Source organism: Maritalea myrionectae, from assembly GCF_003433515.1.
Classification (GTDB): Bacteria; Pseudomonadota; Alphaproteobacteria; order Rhizobiales; family Devosiaceae; genus Maritalea; species Maritalea myrionectae.
On sequence record NZ_CP021330.1, the window covers coordinates 2,573,720 to 2,591,992 of the forward strand.

Here is an 18,273-nt window from a genome sequence, read left to right on the forward strand (position 1 = left end):
CTTTGTCATGCAATTGCGGCCAAATTCGGCGCTTTACCCTAATCTGCAGGGTAGCGTCAAACAAACAGCCAATCCCGAATCTTTTGGACAGTCAAATTTGACTTGCCCTCCACTTAATTGAACAAGTTCTTTAACAATATCAAGACCAAGCCCACTTCCTTGTGTGCTTTCGTCCAAACGATGTCCCCGTTCGGCTATAGTCTTTAGCTTTTGATGGGGGACGCCATCGCCATCGTCCTCAATGGTTATCTCAACGCGTTCACCCGTGAACTGACAAGAAATTCTTACTTCTGTACTGGCCCACTTGCCTGCATTGTCCAAAATATTGCCAAGCACTTCGTCAAGGTCGCCCGCGTCCATGCGCACACTCAGCGGACGTTCGGTTTGTGTGCCGCTCCAATGATATGCGATTGGGTGATGGATTTTGCGCATCGCCGCCAATAGTCGGTCTATGGCCGGGTTTAACGGCGTATGTTGCGTTTGAAGCTGGGAGCGAGCTGCCATCTGCGCGCGCTGCAAATAGCGCTGCACAATATCTTCCATGCGGGAGAGTTGCGTGCGAACCATGCTGCTTTCAATTTGCTGTTTCGCCCGCGCTTCATTGCGCAACACGGCTAGTGGTGTTTTCAGACCGTGTGCCAAATTACCAACATGGTTTTGCGCTTGACGCACAATCTCCTTGTTGGTCGACAACAGCGCGTTCAACTCATTTTTGACCGGCGCAACTTCATGCGGATAAATGCCTTCAATTTGCTCGGCCTCGGCATTTTTGACACGGCCGATTTCCTCGCGCAGTTCTTTCATCGGCCCGAGAGACAAACGGGCGATAAAGGCTGCAAGTAAAGCGAGCACAATACCTACCGCACTCAGCGCCAAAATCGTCTGATTGCGAAACAGCGCCACATCGCTGTTTAACTCATCCCAGTTGGCGGTAACGAGCACACGGTAATTGCCGTTTTGGGTGAAAAGCTTGCGCTCAGACACGCGCTGCAAGATGCCGTCTGCATCCCGCACATCAGCGCGTCGACGATTTTGTTCATCGAATGGCTCTTCCAGGTCTGGCACATCCACACCAAATGTGGATTGTGAGGTGGCCAGCGGTTGGCCTTCAATGTTGGTGATTTGCCAATACCAGCCGCTGCCCAATTCCTGATAGCGAGGGTCAATATCTTGAAACGCCCAGTCCTCAGGGTCATCCTCGTCTAAAATCGAGCCGATAAGCTGATCAGACTGACTTTCGATCACATTATCAATATTGCGCTCCAGCGCACGGGCATAGACCATTGAGAGCGCCCACGCCGTCGCGCCCAGACCGATCACCAAGCAGATAGCGGTCGCCACAAAGATACGTGTAAAGATCGAAACGCTTTTTGTCATTCAGCCGACAGTTTGTAACCAAGGCCACGTACAGTTTCGATCAAGCCATCGGGCAGCTTTTTGCGCAACCGTCCGACAAATACTTCAATCGTATTCGAATCCCGATCAAAGTCTTGATCATAAAGGTGTTCGGTAAGTTCGGTGCGCGAAATCACCTTGCCATTGTGATGCATCAAATAGGACAAAAGCCGATATTCATGCGATGTCAGCTTTATCGAGGCACCATCAAGTGTGACCTTGTTGGCACCAATATCTAGACGCAAAGGTCCAATTTCGATGGCGTTTGAGGCATGTCCGGCTGCGCGGCGCACCAATGCACGCAAGCGCGCCAACACTTCTTCCATGTGGAATGGTTTGGCCACATAGTCGTCAGCCCCGGCATCGATGCCCTGCACTTTGTCACTCCAACGATCACGCGCTGTGAGCAACAATACGGGCATATCTCGCCCTTCCCGGCGCCATTCCTCTAGAATTGAGATCCCATCCTTGACCGGCAAACCAATATCGAGCACCACAGCATCATAGGGTTCAGTGTCGCCAAGAAAATGGCCCTCTTCCCCATCGAATGCTTTATCGACGACATAGCCGGCTTCCTCGAACGCGGCACAGAGCTGTTGGTTTAGATCTGGGTCATCCTCGACCACCAATATGCGCATAATACTGACCCCAAATTATTGAATGACCCTGCCACTGACCGCATCTACGTTTAGGCGGCGCTCTACACCATTGTCATTCACAATCATTAGTGCATAAACAGGACCTGCTGGCCGCACACACAATTCTGCGCGCAGAACCCTGTCACCCCGCTTCAGCTTAATCTGTTTTTTGATTTGTACAAATGACTGAATTTCACCATTTTGCACCGCGCGGTTGATCACCATGCGGTCCACCGTGCAGCCAGCGTTTTGCGCCTGCGCCGTGGGGATCGAAATCAGCGCAACTGCCATCAAAATGGCAGTCGCAATTCGGTTGAAGAGTCTTTTTTGTGTCATGGCATCATTGTTAGCAGCATGAAGCTGAATACAAAATGAACGTCAGTTGAAGACGCTTTCTTTGAGCCCTTTGCGCAAAAAGATGATCGCAAACGCCTCCATGATCAATTGACCAACATTGGCCTGATCAAAATTTGGCACCTCTGCGCCTGCCAGTTGCGCCACGCCGACAAGCAACATCAATGCGGCGGTGATATAGGTTTTATATCCTTGCAGATAGACCATTTTATTCCTCTTAGTTTTTGATGAATTGGATTGTGCGATCTTGAGCGCTTGTTGCCGCGTGCTTGCCACACGGCGTCGCCATCCCCGCCCAAACGTCGAGTAGTGACGCAGCCGCCGCAAAAATTGTAGACGCTGACTGGAAAGCTGCTCGATCAGGTGCCCCTCTGACCGAAGGTTCAACGCTGCCTTAATCGCGGCGTGGGTTACCGGGCCCATGCGCCCATCCTGCGGCACGCGCACCAAGGCTTGAAGGGTCTTGATCGCACGCGCGGGCCCTGAATTTACGGCGAAGTCAAACAAACAGAAGGCTAAACCAGACGGTAGGTTTGCCCCGTGAATTGGGCGCCAATAATAGTGATGGTAGATCTTTGTGGCCTCGCTTTTACGCATGTGGCGCACTTCCGACTTCGGTAATTTGTTGGCGGGTTGGATATTGCGGTGTCTGGCTAAAGTTGCTCGCGTGATCCCATATTTGGTTGCACCTCCGGGATCGTTTGGGTGATCCACATAGCCACCTTCCTGCGCCAAGACATGCGCGAGGGCCGATTGAAAACTGTTCATGGGCCGACCTTTATGAAACGGAAAAAATACTCGGAACCAAGCCCTCAAGCGGGTCAATCTTGATCCGATCATTGAACACCGAAGGCAAAGCGAACAGCAGCTCATCGCCACTGTTGGCGTAGAAGGGCAGCAAATCGACAAACTGATGCTTGGCCGCGCGCGATGCCGCGGCATATTGGGCACCAACATGCACCCACCCGTCGCTTGCGGTGAGCAGTTGATAACCGGACACGGCCACCCCATCGACCTGCACGTCGCATTCGCTCGCAGAAAGCAGCCAGGTGCCTGTTTTCGCTTTTACATAGATGGATGCCGACTGCCGTGTGCCAAACAATCCGCCATAGGCAAGCTGTCGATATTTGGAGACGCCGCTTTGTGTATTTTCATAATAGCCGCTTGATGCCGCAGTGCATTTGGCGACCCAAAATTCCGGGTGGTAGCGGGCAGCCCAGCTTTCGCGCAGCAAATCCGCCAAAGCCTGTACCTCACTATCCAGCGCCGTCCCTGCACCGCCATAGGTGCTGCTGTCATAATGAAACTTTGCATGGCTGCTAAAACTCGAGCCATTCTCATTTTTCAGATAGCTCGGCGCAACAAATGCCGTCACTGTGCCTGTTTTTTCGGCGGCGAAGCGGCCACTGTCGGGTAAAATCGAGGCTTTTTGCGTCACCCCTTGCACTTCACCGACGACACCATTGGGCAATTCAAGCTGCCCGGTTTGCGCGTTACCTTTAAACAATGTAGCCCAAGCACTGCCATCGGGTGAGAGCCGCAGTGTGAGATCATCATCATTCAACAGGCCCATTTCCATGCGGTTCGACCAGTTGGATTGCAGGGCCAATATCGCTGCATTTCCCAAAGTGGCCTTATTCAAGGTGACCCGCGTGTCGCCTGAGCCGCCATCGGCTGGATATTCTGCCGAAAACAGGCTGGAAGGCGTTTTGGCCAGGAGTTTATTATAACTGTCTGCGGTGGCACCAAGCCCCAGAAGGTTCAAGTTGTTCAGCTCGTCAAAGCGGGCCAAAAATGATGTCCAGCCCCCTGCTTCAAAGAGATAGAGCGATTGGTCGTCCATATTCCACGCCAACCAGCCGTTTTGCGGCACGGCGTAACGCCACCCGGCGTCAGTGTAGAACGCCACTTCACCACCGTGGTCGCCCCACTCGCCGTTTGGCACATCGGCCAACGCATAGGCTTTGCCGACAGTGGCAGGGTCAGGCGGCGTGGTCGCGTCTAACTGCTCCAGTTGAATTTGACACAGTAAATCGAGCGCATGCAGCGCTTCGTTATGGGTCACATGTTTCAAGGCCTGGTCCGGCTGAATCAGCGGCAACCCCAATTTTGCAGTATTAGTCACTAAACTCGATCCTTTTCCCATGGCCAGCGCCCCAAATGGCGCTGTGTTGGTCAATCTCAATCCAAATGCCATCTGCGAGGGCGCCAAAATCGCCGATTTGGGCCGCAGAGGTGTAGGTGAAATTCGATTGTGAAACTTGCGTCACGCGTGCCACCGTGTCGCCAAGGCCAATGCGCAGATTGAATTGCAGATTGTCTGTGTCTAACGGCACGTCAGCGCCTTGCCACATGTCGCCGCCAATCCGCGTGCATCGCACCCACTGAATGTTGATGTCTTGGGTAAGCGGGTCTCGCTTTGCGCTCACATGTACGGGAGCGAGCGGCAACAACGCGTCCGGTTGCGGCGTTAAGCTGGGCGAGATTGCCTCCGGGCTGGCCGCTCCAGCATAGGCATAGAGCTCAAGGTTTGCACCAACCAGTTCACTATTCATATCGAGGGCTTTTGTGTCCCCAACCACAAGAACGCGGCCGCCTGCAACACTGGCCTTGCGTGCCGCAAATTGGGTCTTGCCAAGGCCGCGCAGCAATTGCGTCAATCGATAGGTTTTGGGCGCGACCAGCGTCGCGTTAGCAAAGCCTATTTGTTCCCATGTGCCGTCAGCGCATTCAACCCACAGGCGGTTTAGCCCCTGCAGAACGGCGGACGCGCTTGCAGAAGACAAATGCCCCTCGAGCATCCGCACCAACAAAGATTGATCATGCGCCCACATCGCGAGCTGGTGCGCGATCGGCACGTCCTCTTGCAGAATCCCCATGGCATTGGGGCTGTCTATTTCCGCAAGGCCTTGCCCTCCACTATCGGTCAATCGAATGGTGCCCGGCCATGGTTTGGCATAGGCAGCGGCAAGCATCTTGGTCGTGAGCTCAGACGCGTCGGCATTTGGCACTTGCGCCAGCACAATCATGGGCGCACTTTGTGCCGGTTCAAGCGCTCGCCCGGTGCGCGTTGTCTCACTCGTACCGCCATGACCATCAATGTCCGCTGGTACGGTTAGGGACACACGTTGAGTGTGGCCGGTCTGCATAGCGTTTATGGTTGCCGCTAGGGTCGTCTGCTCCACCGCCAACACATCACCAATTTGATAGGCGGCCAATGAAGGCGGCAGATCAAACCGATAGCTCACTTTCGCGTCTTGTCCGTTGCGCCATTGGGCGGCTGCGATGTGCCCTGCTGTAGTCGGATCGAGTGTTGTTGGCCAATTCAGGCTCGCCCTGTCGCCGCTTTCTTGCGCGCTGTCGTAGAATGCGGTCGCCCCTGCATAGTCCGCCAGGCGTTCCGCATATTTGAGATCGAGGCGCCGCACCTGATCCTCAGCGTCAGGATATTTGATATTGACGATTTCATTCTCGAGCACCGCCAGTTGGTCATAGGAAATCTGGTGCGGAATATGCCATCGAGATTTCGTAAGTGTGAGCTGCCCGCCAACATCGTCGATGAACAAATCCTCGCTTGCCAACAGGCCCGCCAATTCTGCCCGTACGGTCGCAGCCCCGGCGGTCACCTGCCCTTCAATAAACAAGCCAGAGCTGGCTGTGGTCGCCAGGTCGATGCCCGCTTCCTTGGCGATGGCAACTGCCATTTCGTCAATTGTCGCCCCGCCCAAGCGGCCATTCAGCCAATGACCGGTAAAATAGGCGGCGCCGTCAGACCATTCGTCCCGGAGCAGCGGAAATGCTGGAAAGGGGCGCGCATCCCATGCCCACAAATAGACCCGATCGGGATCTAACATTGACCCGCCATAAATGGTGGAAATCGGATTGTTCGTGGCGGCATAGTGGGCACCATTTTCGCGCCAAAACTCAAAATGCGCCCGCACGAACTGGCGTTGCATGGCCGAATCTGGCGACCCATCGGAAAAATATGGAGATTTATGCTCAACACTTTTCGGATCGGAAAATGCGTTGGGTTGATTGGCTGCCAAATCAACTGCACCGCAGCCCAACTCTGTCAGCCATAGTGGCTTGCTCTGCGGCACCCAGGCACTTGCAGTTGCATCCTTCACGCCATTGGGGCGATCATGGTGCGTATTTTCCCACCATGATCTAAGGTCCTTAAATCGCCATACCCAGGCTTCGCCGGCGGCGCCATCGGCAATCGGTGTGCGGTCTTGTTGCGACCGCGCTTCGGCTGAAGCGTAGTACCAATCATAGCCTTCACCCGCATAAATATTGCCCGCAAGATAGTCCAAATCTTTTTCATGCGCCGCGATATTCTTATCCGCATGTTCGACCGAAGGTCGCCAATCACCAAGTGGCATATAATTGTCGATGCCCACCGCATCGATCTGCGGGTGTGCCCACAGTGGATCAAGATGAAAATATTTTCCACCCGGCTCATCGCTCGGTTGATAGCCGTGATATTCGCTCCAATCGGCGGCATAGGTAAGCTTGCAGCTTGCGCCTACGATCTGCCGCACGTCCACCACCAAATCTTGTAGCGCCGACACAAAGGGAAAACTGCTTTGACTTTCTCGGGCAAAGCTTAACCCCGGCATTTCAGAGCCGATAATCATCGCATCGACGCCACCCGCCGCCCGCGCCAGATTGGCATAGTGCAGAATATAGCGGCGGTAGCGCCATTCGTTGGGCCCGCTATAGAGCATTTGCTCACCATTCACGCCAAAATCCGAGGGCTGACAGGCCCCCATAAATTGAGCGACTTGGCTGCTTGCCGCCGCTGTTTTGTCGACACTGCCCGGTTGGCCGATCGCTGGGTCTATGGTCACACGTCCACGCCACGGATAGGGCGGCTGATTTTGGGCGCTGTCATAAGGGTTCGGCAGGGCATTGTTTGCCGGGACATCCATCATCATAAGCGGGTAAAGCGTGACGTTGATGCCGCGGGCATTCAGGTCCTTGATCGCGTCGATGATGGACTGATCGGATGGCGTGCCACCATATGCCGGGCCATCGCCATTGTCGCTCGCGATCTGCGCGGCGGAACGCGTCAGCCCGGCCACGCGCCATTCCACATCTTTGATTTGACGTTCATGATCTATCACACGCGGCGCAACTTCACATGTAGAGCACCTCAAATCATCGCCAAACCAACTGACCACCAGCGCAACATGTTTTAGATTTGGGCAAAGTGACGTCAGTTCATCAATAGACACGTCCCAATTTGAACGCCCAACAATGTGGTGCGCATTTTCAGTTTGGGTTTCGCCATATCCCATCAGCCGCACACGCGGCGCGGGGTCATAGCCAAATTCGGTTGATCCTGGGATCACACAAACTGCTTTGAGATTTTGTTCTAAATCACCAACAGGGCGGCAAAGCTCTGCCGAGATTTGCGGTATGCGATTGCCAAATTGGCTAAGATCAAGGTTTTCAAAAACGATATAACAAAGACCTCGATAGGCCGGGCAATTTTCAGTGCCTTGCAGCGCCGCGATCAGGCTATCATGGGATTGATCAGCGCTGCCTTTATGAAAACGGTAGGTCAGATTGCGCGTATCCAACAATTGACCATCAGCCCAGATGCGGCCGAGATGCGCCACCTCGCCTTCACAAAAACCAACTGCCAAGTTGGCGATGATTTTGCTGTCATCCTCTTGTGTCGACATGGATTTAGCGCCACTGGAAGCTGTTGTGCGCCGTTCAAGCTCAGTGGCCCATATGATGTTGCCGGAAAGGCGTGACCAACCATAAAGGCGCGAAATCGGCGCCCCTTCGCGGGAACCGAGCAAGCGCACCCCACCTTGATGGTCGGGTTGATCCTCACCGAACAATTGATTGTCAATGGCACTGCCGGCCAGCGCGCCCAATGCGCGCCCAATGGTTGCGCCTACAGGGCCGCCAATGGCAGCGCCAAGCGCTTGCCCGCCAACTGAAAGTAGAAGAGTTGCCAAAAGAAATGCCTTAATTTGGGAAGTTGTAACGCGCCACAAGTCGGCGCTGCCATGGGGTGTCGAAAGTCAGTTGAATGGTTCCCACCCCTTCTTGCGCGTGGATCATTTGGGTCGGCGCGATAAGGATGGCGCAGTGCTTCGCAGGCAGATCTCGCCGCATGCGGAACAACAAAATATCGCCAGGGTGCGCTTTGCCGGGCGCTTGTCGTATTAAATAGCGGTCAGCCATGCGTTCGAGTTCACCGCCAGAATGGGGATCGCGCCAGTTGGCAGAATAGGCTGGCACTGTGCGGGGCAGCGCTACACCTAGCTCCCGGCCCACCCCCAAGATAAGCCCCAAACAATCGCAGCCAATGTCTTTTGCCGCTGCTTGATGCAGATAGGGCGTGCCCAGCCAGCTTTTGGCGCAGGCAATTACGCTTTCAGATGTCGTCATTTAAACAACACCCCGCCATTCAACTCGTCCCCTGCGCGCGGATAACGAAGAACAAAATCATCACCGGGAATATGGGGAAAGCCTTGGAAGTTCGCGCTATTGGAGAAGGTATCGCGGCAGGTGGCAAATTGCTTGTCGCATCCAACTGTGACCCGGCCTTGGTCTCCCACCGCGAGCGCCGCATTTTCTTGTGCGCCCAATGTCAAAATATCTACACCGTCTTTGCGGGTATGGCCGTATATCACTGACTTGTCATTCTTGTGTGCGCCAGATTGCCAAACCATAGTGCCATGGGCGGCCCATTGCGCTGGCCGCGCCTCAAGGCCACTCACTTCAATTTGTCCATCGCCAATCAGCTCTGTGATTGTGATCGAACTGGAGAAAGCTGGTGCCGTGGCATCTATGCTGCACCGCGCATCACCGAATTGAGCATCGCAATGGCGTTGAAACAGTCGACCGTGGGTTTGGTTGAGCTTGGCGTGATGCGACCGCAATTCGGCTTCAAAGCGACCGTCAGTCTGTTTGATTTCACCAATATAGTCGCGTCGCATCAAGTGGCGTTGGCTTGGCGCGCGCCAATTCACCCACCACCAGGCCACTTCGGCATTGGCAAACAGGCCCGCCCGCAGCGCTGCGCTGGTGATGCGCTCATCATCCACAAAGCCGAGCACCTCGGCGGTGTCGATGGCTTCATTGCGCTTGGCGGTCATCGCGCTTGGCTGGAACCCTGCCTTTGGCTCAAATGTAAGTCCGTCAAAACTGATTTTTTGATCGTGGTCGGTGAACCCCAATTGCTGTTCATTGCGCAAAGTCACCAACCAGCAATTGCAAAGACTTGTCGCGCCACTTTTCAGGTGCGCGTCAAACTCAGGTGAAAAATGTCTCACGTCAAAATCTCGATAAGGGGAATGGAAGGGATTATGCCAGCATCAAAGCTCGACAGCTCAACATCGAGATGATCAATATCGAACCGCACAGGCACATCGAACGTGCAACCGGCGGTCAGGCTCGCCCCGCTGGCAGGCGCGCTCGTAAAACTGATCAGTCCGGTAGTCGCGTCAACGGTAAAGTCTGTGCCTGCAGTCAACTCCGTGCCATTCATCGCCACGCGTACCGAGCCAACGACAGGCTTGGTCAAAGGCCGGAAATATGGATCGTAGGTGCTGCCATATTGCTTGGACAGTTGAAACTCGGTTTGGCTGCCGTCACTAAAGCCGAGATCCTGATCGAATGGCGTGACCATGTCTTGGCTCGTTTGAAAGTCGAGGGGATCGCGGAACAAAAATCCGTGGAACCTCCCGCGCCTCTCTTCAAAAAATGCCAATATGTGATGCATGTCTGCAGCGCTCTTCACGCCATAGCCCGCATTATATTTGCGGCGCGACCGCGACCAGCGCGTATTGCGCTCTTCAGCGCCCGACACCAGCGACACAATGTCTGTCGACCATTGGGGACCGCCGCGGGCGCCCAAGGCGATATTGATGGGAAAACGCACATGATGAAATGCCATTAGGAAGCTCGCTGTCCTCGTTTGATTGCCTGCAATAGCCCGGCAGAAATCTCGGCTTCTGCCTGCGCAAAGCTGCGCGCATCCTGGGCGTTTACCGTCATTGAAATCATAATGGGGGCTTGGACAGCGCTTGCCGCCACGCCCAGTTCGCCGCGGCTGTTGCGTTTGAGCGGCATGATTGCTTCGGCCCCGGCCTCACCCGCTAAGCCGACTGCGCCCTGCATCGGGAAGTAGCTGGGCGCGTTGATCACGCCACCTTTGGCAAAAGGTTTAATCGGCGGCAGTGCGCTGTTGGTGCCCTTAAAAAGGTCGGCAACAAGCCCTGTGATCATATTCCCTAGAGGTTTCAACGCCGCCTTTACGGCGATGTTGGCAAATGAACGCGCAATATCGACCAGTAGGTTTTTCAGCGACTTTCCTTCTACCAGCGCGTTGGTGAACGCATTGGTGATGGTGTCGCCAACACTTTTGGCCAGCTTGTCGATGCGATCTAGCTCTGCCGGGATTGAGTGGAGTTCTTCCTTCGCTTTTTCCAGGCTCTCAAGTTCTTGCATTTTGGTCTCCATCTGGAAAATTCGCCATCAGCTCTGTCAGCTGCCCCCGCTCAAGCGGCGCAGCAGTGCCACGACCATGGCGTTTGGCTTGTGCTGCTAGTGTCAGCTCGCGCGGGCTACATGCCCAGAACGCTGCTGGCGACAGCCCCATCAGCCCAAAGCCTATTTGCGCCAGCTCCATCCACGGAAAGGGCGGATGATCGTGCATTATTGCTGCTCCAACGGGGCTGAAAAGGTCAGATGCAGCAGTTGCGCCACGGCCTTTGCCGCCCCCATTGCCCCGCCTTCAATGTGCTTTTTTTCGAGATCCTGATCGCTGATCGGGTGCCCCGCTCCGCGCAAACCAGCGCCCAATATGGCGATGATATCTCGGGCGCTGATCCGACCTTCCTGAAAGCGTTGGCCCAACCCATTGAGGTCATTGAGCTGCAGCTTTGCTTCCAACTCGGCCAACGCGCCTAGGGTCAGGCAAAGGGTGTGGATTTGACCGTCGATCATCAAATCGATTTCACCGCGTTTCGGATTGGCCATTAGCTGATCACCGCAAATGTGATTTCGCCTGCACTTTCCAGCGCCACGTCAAAAGTCACTTCACCATTGTGATTGGCGGCAAATTCAAGCGCAGTGATCTGAAACTTGCCTTCGATTGTGCCAAAGTCGGGCACGATCACCTGCCAATCGCGCACGGTGCCCGCGAAGAAAAGCTCGCGTATTTTTGCATCGCTGGTTGCGTCTTTGAAAATGCCGCTGCCCGACAGGCTCGCGGTTTTCACGCCGCCGCCTTGCAACAATTCGCGCCATTGGCCTGCAGATTGGCTATCCGTCGTATCAATCGATTGGGCATTAAATGCCAGTTGTCGCGAGCGGATGCCCGCCACTGTGATAAAGCTGCCTGTGCCGGTTTCGTCCAGCTTGAGCAGCATGTCTTTGCCGCTTTGTGCGCCCATAATGTCCTCTTTGGTTTAGCTCAATGGCTCAATGGTCATGCGTAGGCCAATCAAGGTTTTTGCCCAGCCTGTGCGTTGTTCAATGCTTGTTTTGGTGTGGCGGTGATTTTGCCGCACAGCGCGAAAGTTGACGCCAAATGGATAGGCCAAAAACAGGTCCACCACACGCTCGGCAACTTGAAATCCAAGTTCTCGCGCGCCACGAGCGTGCCAAAATTCAAGCTCCACCTCATGATCGTAGAGCGAGGTGGCGATGGCATCGCGCGGCGAAAAATCATGGCTTTTGATGATGATAAAGGGTGGACGCTGCCCCCGCCGCGGCGCGTCAAAAACCTTGTTGCTGCCAATTAGCGCGGTCAGCGCCGCATCATTGCGCAACAATTCGACCAGTTCTGTCTGCAAGTTGAGTGCGAAATCAGCCATGGTGTGCGCCCTCCCACTCAATATGTTTGGCGCCGCAAACGAGATAAGCATTTCGCTGGCCGAGATTTTCAAGGTGATCGATCTGATAATGCGCGCCCTGCCATTCAATCAGGTCGCCGACCTTCAACATCGCGTCATAGCGCAACGTAAATTCAAACTGCGTGGCATTTGACGTTCCAGCGCCCGTATAACCATCTTGGCCCGATTTCACATCTAGCCGGGCCCAACTTTGGCCTAAGGCTGCCAAGGTAAATTCTGTGCCGCCGGAGGCATTGTCGGTTTCGATTTGCCGCCATAGGCTGACGCGGTTGCGCAAGCTGGCAAGGCTTGGTTGTTTGCGATGGATGCTCAAAGCCGCACCTCACAATATCTGCCGATAAGCTGATCGAACTGCGTGGGGATGATCGCGCCGCTGCCGGCCAACATCACCGCTTCACGGTGCTCATACCAGTGGCCAATCAGGCGCAACATCGCCAGGCGCAAATCCTCAGGCACATCACTTGCCGCATCGCCAAAGCCAGTTTGATAGGTAATTTCAACGGCATCATGATCGCGCAAGCGCGGCAATGTGCTGTTGGTTGCTGCCAAATGGATCGTACATTTGCCGCTTTGCTTATCTTGGACCACTTCGGCCAAAGGCCATGTCGTCTCGCTCCCATCCGGGGCAAACAGACTGATCTTAATCAGTTCTTGAAATGGCCCAATCGGAAGACCGATGCCCTTCTCCGGCCACAGATCGCTCACCCACTTCCACTGTTGGGATATCAAGGCTTTGCGGGTCACGCTTTCGATATGGCCGCGCGCGGCTGCAATAAGGGTGCCCAAAAGCGCATCATCGTCTGCATTGTCTAGCCGCAAATAGGTTTTGACGTCGGTCAGGCTGAGCGGCTCAACCGCCGGGCCAGCAACTAATATGGAGGTCATGGCACCCTTTCTTTTTGGAATAAAAAAGGCCGGTCAGAAGACCGGCCAGTTGGGGAGGGAAAGAAATGTCCGGGGATTAGGACGTGCCAAATTTCAACAATTTGATGGCGTCAAAATCATGCACACCGCCGCCCACGCGTTTGGTGGTGTAGAACAACACATATGGCTTTGCGGAATATGGATCGCGGATCACATTGACGCCCTGGCGGTCAACAATCAGATAGCCGCGGCGGAAATCGCCAAACGCAATAGGTGTCGCATCAGCGGCAATGTCGGGCATGTCTTCCGCTTCCACCAAGTTGAAGCCCATAAAATTGGCATTGCCGCCAGGCTGGGTGGCGGGTTGCCACAAATAATTGCCGTCAGCGTCCTTGAGTTTGCGCAAAGCGGCTTGCGTCGTGCGGTTCATCAGCCAGCTTGCATTTTGGCGATATCCGGCCTTAAGGGTGTAGACCAAATCGATCAGCACATCGCTTTCGTCCGCTGCGGGCAGATCTCCGGCAACACCGGTAGCATTGTAGCCCAAATTGCCCCAGCTCCAGCTGCCTTCCGCCACCTGAGGGGTGGACAAAAAGCCCGTCGGCTTTTTCACGCCGTCGCCAATGATAAAGGCTGTTGTTTCCTGCTCGGCGAATGCCGTTTCCACTTCGTCGGCGATCCAGCGCTCCACATCCACCGCCGCATCATCCAAAAAGCTCGCGGTTGCGGCAGGCATCGCGTAAAGCTCGGTGGTTGGAAACTCAATTTCGGCCAGCGTTTGGCTGTTGGTTTCGGGCCGCGCGTCAGCTTCGCCCACCCAGCCCACGGCTGGTCCGGTGATGGACACAGGCTTTTTGTAAACTGAAGACGACACTTGCCGCACGCTGGCGATGGCGCGGATGGGAGAAATCGCTGTAAGGCGGCGGGTAATGTCGGTGTCCGTCTCGTCCGGCACCAAATAACCGCCATCTGGGTTGGACCCAATGGAGAGCGATTTTTCCTCACCCTTTCGCACATAGGCAGAAAAGGCATCCTTATATTCGCCATCCAGAAACGGTGCAGCCTCTTGGCCCAGCGTTGGGCGCAAAGACTTCGCAACCATGCGGTCCATGCTTTGCTTTTGGCTGTCCATCGCGGCGTTCAGTCGATCCAGCTTTTGATCAAACAACACATCGTCACGTTGTTTTTCCAGGTTGCTCAATCGCTCATCGTTAGTGGATTTGAACTCTTCAAATGCGCCCATGAAATCGTCGAACATGGCGCTGATTGATCCATCATCGGTCGCGCCTGTGTGCGCTTTGACTTCGAGATCGGTTTGATTGGTTTTGCTCATTTGTGGTCCTTAAGGTTTGGAGGCAAAAATTTGACTGGTCCGGCGCAATTGTTGCGCCAGGTCGGCGGGGTGAATGCGTGCGCTTTCAAGCATGGGAAATGTCACCACGGAGATTTCCCACAAATCCACTTCCCACAACCGCCTTGGTTTCGATGCGTTGGCCCGGCTGGCCCGCACGGTGCGAAACCCAATGGACAATCCATCGACGCTGCCATGCTCGATCAGCGCCGCCAGTGCGTCAGATCGCGGTACTTTTGACGTGAGTTGGCCGCGCACTTTCAGCCCGATGTCGGTTTCAAAAATGTCGAACCATCGGCCAATTGGCTCTTTCGGGTCATGCTGAAACAGCATGCGCACTTGGCGAGCAGGTCGATTTTTGAGGCTTTTCGCAAACGCGCCGGGCATCACCACGTCGCCACCTTTATCGATCTTGCCAAAAATGCTGGCATAGCCCTCAAATCGGCCAGACGCGCTGATGGTTATGCTGCGGCTCAATGGCTCACCACCTTGCGCAATCGTGGCGAGCGGCGACGCGCCTTCATCGCCATCAAGTTTTGGGCGAATTGCCGAAATGTCTGTTGCGCGTCCTGCTTTGAAATATGCTCATTGTTCAATGATTTGAAAAATTGCTTTAAAAAACGCATGTTTAGCTCCCGTTTTTGAAAAGTCGATTCAGGGCCGCGATTTCCTGCACAAACAGGTTGAAACGACGGTGGGCATCAGCCAGTTGCCGCATGTTCCAAACCAGCAGTGTTGAGGCACCGCTTGCCCATAAAAAAAGCGCTAAATGCGCCAAATCTCCGCGTTCAATGATGGTGGATGTAAGTTCACTCATGGTCCTCCCCTTCGTGGTGGTGTGGGCGAAAGCCCATCAATTCGCGCTTTTCGGCGCGGGTTAGTGCGTTGAGGCCGTCGATCTGCGCCCAACCTGAAAGGCGCTCCATGGCAATGGCTTCGATGGCTTCAAAATCTGGTTTGATGTGCAGTTCTTGATCAAAATGTTCGCTCAGCCATTGGCCCAGCGCGGCCGAAATACGTGTCATTAGCGGGATCATGGTTTGTCGCCAAAAGGCACGGTTTGCTTCGCGATAATTGGCGTAGGTATTGTCACCGGGCAGGCACAGCATCATGGGCGGCACGCCAAATGCTGTGGCAATGTCGCGGGCGGCACTGTCTTTTGCCGCCAGAAAATCCATGTCGCGTGGCGAATAGCCGATCGACTTCCAGTCAAGGCCGCCCTCAAGCACCATGGGGCGACCAGCGTTGGCTGCCCCTTGAAACCCATCCGCCAACTCGGTTTTGAGCCGCGCAAACTGCTCATCACTTAAATTGCCATGTTGCGCATTGTAGACCAGCGCCCCGGAGGGACGCGCCGCATTGTCCAACAATGCCTTGTGCCAATCGCAGGCGCTGTTGTGGGTTTCAATCGCCTGCATTGCCGCTGCCGCTGGGGCCAGCCCCGTATGGTCACTCAGCGGGTGCAAGTTCTTTAAATGCAGCAAGGTATGTCCTTGCGCGCCCTCGGCTTTGATTTTTCGTTTGTGGCCGTCGACTTGATAGATATAGGCGTTAACCCAGCCATCTTTGCCCACACATGGGGTCACACGATCTGGCCGCAACACAAACATTTGCGCCAACTCATCCACCCGCACCATCTCGATATAGGCACTGCCCGCCAGCAACATGTAGGTGATCAATTCTTCCGTCAGGTCGGGCCAACTGGTTTCATTGTTTGGGCGACTTAAAAGCGCCAAAGCCGGATGATTGCTTTGCTTCTTTCCATCTTGCATCAGGTGCAATGGCACGCGCGAAGCGCTTTCGGCGATTAACCGCACGGCGCGATAGGCAACGGGATTGCCCATCATGCCCAGCTTGGCATGGGCGGCGAAGTTTTTGCCCGACCATTGTGCCGATTGTTGCCGCATCAACGTGACGAAGGAACTGTTCGCCGCCTTTGTTTCGGGCACAGGCGTACGGTGTCGGCCGCGCCAGCGGTCGATCCATGAAACCATGATGATGTCTCCAATATGCTTAGAAGTTGCGGATGCGCGGGCGTGTGTCGCCACCAAGCGCGAGTTCGGTTATTGCCCACACAAGGGCATCCATACGGTCAGGCGAACCTTTGGTGTTGGTGCCCGGCGCAAAGGCACACATTTCATCTTCCAATTCGCGCAAATCGCCCACATGTCGCACCAGGCCGCGCTCGTAAAGCAGTGCGACAGGCTCAGCGCGGGCAAACTTGCCGCGATGGGCGCGCACTTGTTTGAGCGGCAATGTGGGCGCCAATTGCTTGAGGTTTAGCCCCACCAGATCACCACCCTGATTGGTCTCTGCCACCACCAGATCCGCGTCAAACTGCTCGAACGCGTGGATCACTTTGCGCGCCCATTTCAGTGCCGGTGCTGGCTTAAACGACAAATCGGCCAAAACAAAAGTTGTCTCGCCCAATTGCCCCGCCACCACAATTCCGCACTGGTCAGAGTGCTTGTTGCTCGTCACAGGCGGATCGACGGCGATAATCACGCGGTCAAATCGGGTTGGCGCAGTTGCGCGTATTTGATCTAGTTGATCGTGACGCCAAAGCGCACCGTCGATCGTCTCCACCAGTTCGCCCTCCAGCTCCTGCCGTCCCAAGCGTGTGCCCGCATATTTCGCGGTGACCGTGGTGAAAAAATTTGGGGCCAAATTGTGGGCATTGTCTGTGGTGCGGGCATGGGTTACCACACAATTTGGGTCTGCCATCAGTGCTTTGAGCGCCGGAATGGGGCGCGGCGTTGTCGTGACCAATTGCTGTGGCTTCTCGCCTACTCGGAGAGCGAATTGCAGCATATCCCAGCACATTTGCGGGTCTGGCCATTTACAAAATTCATCGGCCCAAGCCGCCGCAAACTGTGGCCCGCGCAATGCGTCCGGGTCGTGCGCCGAAAACAATTTTGCAATCGCCCCGTTTGGCCATTCCAACTCGCCGCGTGATTTGTGAAACACCGGCCGCTGGTCCGCCGGGTGGATTTGCAGGAGGCCGGAAACGCCCTCAATCATCACGGCGCGGGCATCAGCTATATCCTCGCCCACAAGCGCAATCGGGCTAACCGCGCGTTGGTTCAGGCCCAGTGCCTTTTCGCGCACCCATTCGGCCCCGGCGCGTGTTTTGCCCGCCCCGCGGCCGCCCAGCAGCAGCCATGTCAGCCAATTTCCTTGAGGGGCAAGCTGATCAGGCCGTGCCCAAAATCGCCAGTCATGCGCCAGTGCACGCACCTCCTCATCGCTGAGGTCGGCAATAATCTGTTTATTTCGCGTCACAACGCAACGTATCGATCCGGTCATGAATGCGTTGACGCAACGCGGCCAGCTCTTTTGGCGATGGGGTAGCCGTTTTCTTCGTTTCCCCCGCCGTGCCGTCAGCTTTGTCAAACAGCTTGAGCAAATTGGCGATCGCCGTCAGGTCAGCGGTTTTGGCCCCTGCCAAATCCTGTTCAATTTCACTCAGTTTGAGGTCCAAAATCGCGGCCAAGCGTTGGCGGAAACCATCAGCATCAAGACGTTTCTTGCGATGCGTGCGTTTTTCCCATTTTTGATTGCGCGCTCGCGCATAAAGCGTCGCTGGCGATAAATCGTAGGTAGTGCAAATTTCGCTCACCCGCATGTCGGTTGATTGGTAGGCTTGCTTGATCGCGTCCCACTCCGCCTCGCTACGTTTCAATTCATTTTCCCAATAAAAAACCCGCCTTTTGGGGCGGGTGTGCATTCAATAAAATTTGGTGGCTTGCGCCCTATGTGTTGGCCGCACTTCTTCGACCATATCGAA

General features: G+C 55.0%; 23 protein-coding genes. All 23 read right to left on the minus strand.

Features of this window, described 5'->3' with window-relative positions; translation table 11 throughout:
• Nucleotides 1–33: 33 nt before the first annotated feature.
• Complete coding sequence (locus MXMO3_RS12920; RefSeq protein ID WP_117396140.1) at nucleotides 34–1,377, minus strand: sensor histidine kinase; 1,344 nt, start codon at nucleotides 1,375–1,377, stop codon at nucleotides 34–36.
• On the minus strand, nucleotides 1,374–2,033 hold the full coding sequence (locus tag MXMO3_RS12925; RefSeq protein WP_027833515.1) for a response regulator transcription factor: 660 nt from the start codon (nucleotides 2,031–2,033) through the stop codon (nucleotides 1,374–1,376). Before MXMO3_RS12925 ends, MXMO3_RS12920 begins: the two co-directional genes overlap by 4 nt.
• A 15-nt stretch (nucleotides 2,034–2,048) precedes the next feature.
• Nucleotides 2,049–2,369, minus strand: coding sequence for a PepSY domain-containing protein (locus MXMO3_RS12930; RefSeq protein WP_027833516.1), 321 nt, complete (start codon nucleotides 2,367–2,369; stop codon nucleotides 2,049–2,051).
• Between the two features lie 42 nt (nucleotides 2,370–2,411).
• The gene (locus MXMO3_RS12935) at nucleotides 2,412–3,155 is read right to left on the minus strand and encodes a glycoside hydrolase family 108 protein (RefSeq protein WP_162889265.1); all 744 of its coding nucleotides are present in this window, start codon (nucleotides 3,153–3,155) and stop codon (nucleotides 2,412–2,414) included.
• Between the two features lie 10 nt (nucleotides 3,156–3,165).
• The gene (locus MXMO3_RS12940) at nucleotides 3,166–4,512 is read right to left on the minus strand and encodes a DUF2793 domain-containing protein (RefSeq protein WP_162889266.1); all 1,347 of its coding nucleotides are present in this window, start codon (nucleotides 4,510–4,512) and stop codon (nucleotides 3,166–3,168) included.
• Nucleotides 4,505–8,362: a baseplate multidomain protein megatron gene (locus tag MXMO3_RS12945; protein WP_117396143.1), complete on the minus strand. Its 3,858-nt coding sequence runs from the start codon at nucleotides 8,360–8,362 to the stop codon at nucleotides 4,505–4,507. Before MXMO3_RS12945 ends, MXMO3_RS12940 begins: the two co-directional genes overlap by 8 nt.
• A gap of 10 nt (nucleotides 8,363–8,372) precedes the next feature.
• Nucleotides 8,373–8,798: an NlpC/P60 family protein gene (locus tag MXMO3_RS12950; protein WP_117396144.1), complete on the minus strand. Its 426-nt coding sequence runs from the start codon at nucleotides 8,796–8,798 to the stop codon at nucleotides 8,373–8,375.
• Entirely contained in the window at nucleotides 8,795–9,685 is an 891-nt protein-coding gene (locus MXMO3_RS12955; RefSeq protein WP_117396145.1) for a DUF2163 domain-containing protein, read from the minus strand. Before MXMO3_RS12955 ends, MXMO3_RS12950 begins: the two co-directional genes overlap by 4 nt.
• Nucleotides 9,682–10,308: a DUF2460 domain-containing protein gene (locus MXMO3_RS12960; protein WP_117396146.1), complete on the minus strand. Its 627-nt coding sequence runs from the start codon at nucleotides 10,306–10,308 to the stop codon at nucleotides 9,682–9,684. Before MXMO3_RS12960 ends, MXMO3_RS12955 begins: the two co-directional genes overlap by 4 nt.
• Complete coding sequence (locus MXMO3_RS12965; protein ID WP_117396147.1) at nucleotides 10,308–10,862, minus strand: phage tail tape measure protein; 555 nt, start codon at nucleotides 10,860–10,862, stop codon at nucleotides 10,308–10,310. The genes MXMO3_RS12960 and MXMO3_RS12965 overlap by 1 nt, the downstream gene beginning before the upstream one ends.
• Nucleotides 10,849–11,070: a phage tail assembly chaperone gene (locus MXMO3_RS12970; protein ID WP_117396148.1), complete on the minus strand. Its 222-nt coding sequence runs from the start codon at nucleotides 11,068–11,070 to the stop codon at nucleotides 10,849–10,851. Before MXMO3_RS12970 ends, MXMO3_RS12965 begins: the two co-directional genes overlap by 14 nt.
• Nucleotides 11,070–11,393: a gene transfer agent family protein gene (locus MXMO3_RS12975; protein ID WP_117396149.1), complete on the minus strand. Its 324-nt coding sequence runs from the start codon at nucleotides 11,391–11,393 to the stop codon at nucleotides 11,070–11,072. Before MXMO3_RS12975 ends, MXMO3_RS12970 begins: the two co-directional genes overlap by 1 nt.
• Nucleotides 11,393–11,809 carry a phage major tail protein, TP901-1 family gene (locus tag MXMO3_RS12980; protein WP_027833524.1) on the minus strand — a complete coding sequence of 139 codons (417 nt, stop codon included), beginning with the start codon at nucleotides 11,807–11,809 and terminating at the stop codon, nucleotides 11,393–11,395. The genes MXMO3_RS12975 and MXMO3_RS12980 overlap by 1 nt, the downstream gene beginning before the upstream one ends.
• Before the next feature lie 15 nt (nucleotides 11,810–11,824).
• On the minus strand, nucleotides 11,825–12,232 hold the full coding sequence (locus MXMO3_RS12985; RefSeq protein WP_162889267.1) for a DUF3168 domain-containing protein: 408 nt from the start codon (nucleotides 12,230–12,232) through the stop codon (nucleotides 11,825–11,827).
• Nucleotides 12,225–12,584 carry a head-tail adaptor protein gene (locus MXMO3_RS12990; RefSeq protein ID WP_117396151.1) on the minus strand — a complete coding sequence of 120 codons (360 nt, stop codon included), beginning with the start codon at nucleotides 12,582–12,584 and terminating at the stop codon, nucleotides 12,225–12,227. Before MXMO3_RS12990 ends, MXMO3_RS12985 begins: the two co-directional genes overlap by 8 nt.
• Nucleotides 12,581–13,156 carry a head-tail connector protein gene (locus MXMO3_RS12995; protein WP_117396152.1) on the minus strand — a complete coding sequence of 192 codons (576 nt, stop codon included), beginning with the start codon at nucleotides 13,154–13,156 and terminating at the stop codon, nucleotides 12,581–12,583. Before MXMO3_RS12995 ends, MXMO3_RS12990 begins: the two co-directional genes overlap by 4 nt.
• A gap of 76 nt (nucleotides 13,157–13,232) precedes the next feature.
• Nucleotides 13,233–14,468, minus strand: coding sequence for a phage major capsid protein (locus MXMO3_RS13000; RefSeq protein WP_117396153.1), 1,236 nt, complete (start codon nucleotides 14,466–14,468; stop codon nucleotides 13,233–13,235).
• 9 nt (nucleotides 14,469–14,477) lie between these two features.
• On the minus strand, nucleotides 14,478–14,963 hold the full coding sequence (locus tag MXMO3_RS13005) for an HK97 family phage prohead protease (protein WP_084633835.1): 486 nt from the start codon (nucleotides 14,961–14,963) through the stop codon (nucleotides 14,478–14,480).
• Nucleotides 14,960–15,112, minus strand: a complete 153-nt coding sequence (locus MXMO3_RS18715) for a hypothetical protein (RefSeq protein ID WP_162889268.1) — start codon at nucleotides 15,110–15,112, stop codon at nucleotides 14,960–14,962. The genes MXMO3_RS13005 and MXMO3_RS18715 overlap by 4 nt, the downstream gene beginning before the upstream one ends.
• Nucleotides 15,113–15,114: 2 nt before the next feature.
• Nucleotides 15,115–15,303, minus strand: a complete 189-nt coding sequence (locus tag MXMO3_RS13010) for a hypothetical protein (protein ID WP_027833529.1) — start codon at nucleotides 15,301–15,303, stop codon at nucleotides 15,115–15,117.
• Complete coding sequence (locus MXMO3_RS13015; protein WP_117396154.1) at nucleotides 15,296–16,480, minus strand: phage portal protein; 1,185 nt, start codon at nucleotides 16,478–16,480, stop codon at nucleotides 15,296–15,298. The genes MXMO3_RS13010 and MXMO3_RS13015 overlap by 8 nt, the downstream gene beginning before the upstream one ends.
• 19 nt (nucleotides 16,481–16,499) lie before the next feature.
• Nucleotides 16,500–17,792, minus strand: coding sequence for a DNA-packaging protein (locus MXMO3_RS13020; RefSeq protein WP_117396155.1), 1,293 nt, complete (start codon nucleotides 17,790–17,792; stop codon nucleotides 16,500–16,502).
• The gene (locus MXMO3_RS13025) at nucleotides 17,755–18,168 is read right to left on the minus strand and encodes a hypothetical protein (RefSeq protein WP_162889269.1); all 414 of its coding nucleotides are present in this window, start codon (nucleotides 18,166–18,168) and stop codon (nucleotides 17,755–17,757) included. The genes MXMO3_RS13020 and MXMO3_RS13025 overlap by 38 nt, the downstream gene beginning before the upstream one ends.
• Nucleotides 18,169–18,273: the final 105 nt, after the last annotated feature.

Bases quoted from the DNA above. Each gene is read 5' to 3' on its own strand.
- MXMO3_RS12920 (WP_117396140.1), bottom strand. From the start codon at position 1,377: ATGACAAAAAGCGTTTCGATCTTTACACGTATCTTTGTGGCGACCGCT.
- MXMO3_RS12925 (WP_027833515.1), bottom strand. From the start codon at position 2,033: ATGCGCATATTGGTGGTCGAGGATGACCCAGATCTAAACCAACAGCTC.
- MXMO3_RS12930 (WP_027833516.1), bottom strand. From the start codon at position 2,369: ATGACACAAAAAAGACTCTTCAACCGAATTGCGACTGCCATTTTGATG.
- MXMO3_RS12935 (WP_162889265.1), bottom strand. From the start codon at position 3,155: ATGAACAGTTTTCAATCGGCCCTCGCGCATGTCTTGGCGCAGGAAGGT.
- MXMO3_RS12950 (WP_117396144.1), bottom strand. From the start codon at position 8,798: ATGACGACATCTGAAAGCGTAATTGCCTGCGCCAAAAGCTGGCTGGGC.
- MXMO3_RS12960 (WP_117396146.1), bottom strand. From the start codon at position 10,308: ATGGCATTTCATCATGTGCGTTTTCCCATCAATATCGCCTTGGGCGCC.
- MXMO3_RS12965 (WP_117396147.1), bottom strand. From the start codon at position 10,862: ATGCAAGAACTTGAGAGCCTGGAAAAAGCGAAGGAAGAACTCCACTCA.
- MXMO3_RS12970 (WP_117396148.1), bottom strand. From the start codon at position 11,070: ATGCACGATCATCCGCCCTTTCCGTGGATGGAGCTGGCGCAAATAGGC.
- MXMO3_RS12975 (WP_117396149.1), bottom strand. From the start codon at position 11,393: ATGGCCAATCCGAAACGCGGTGAAATCGATTTGATGATCGACGGTCAA.
- MXMO3_RS12980 (WP_027833524.1), bottom strand. From the start codon at position 11,809: ATGGGCGCACAAAGCGGCAAAGACATGCTGCTCAAGCTGGACGAAACC.
- MXMO3_RS12985 (WP_162889267.1), bottom strand. From the start codon at position 12,232: ATGGCTGATTTCGCACTCAACTTGCAGACAGAACTGGTCGAATTGTTG.
- MXMO3_RS12995 (WP_117396152.1), bottom strand. From the start codon at position 13,156: ATGACCTCCATATTAGTTGCTGGCCCGGCGGTTGAGCCGCTCAGCCTG.
- MXMO3_RS13000 (WP_117396153.1), bottom strand. From the start codon at position 14,468: ATGAGCAAAACCAATCAAACCGATCTCGAAGTCAAAGCGCACACAGGC.
- MXMO3_RS18715 (WP_162889268.1), bottom strand. From the start codon at position 15,112: ATGCGTTTTTTAAAGCAATTTTTCAAATCATTGAACAATGAGCATATT.
- MXMO3_RS13010 (WP_027833529.1), bottom strand. From the start codon at position 15,303: ATGAGTGAACTTACATCCACCATCATTGAACGCGGAGATTTGGCGCAT.
- MXMO3_RS13015 (WP_117396154.1), bottom strand. From the start codon at position 16,480: ATGGTTTCATGGATCGACCGCTGGCGCGGCCGACACCGTACGCCTGTG.
- MXMO3_RS13020 (WP_117396155.1), bottom strand. From the start codon at position 17,792: ATGACCGGATCGATACGTTGCGTTGTGACGCGAAATAAACAGATTATT.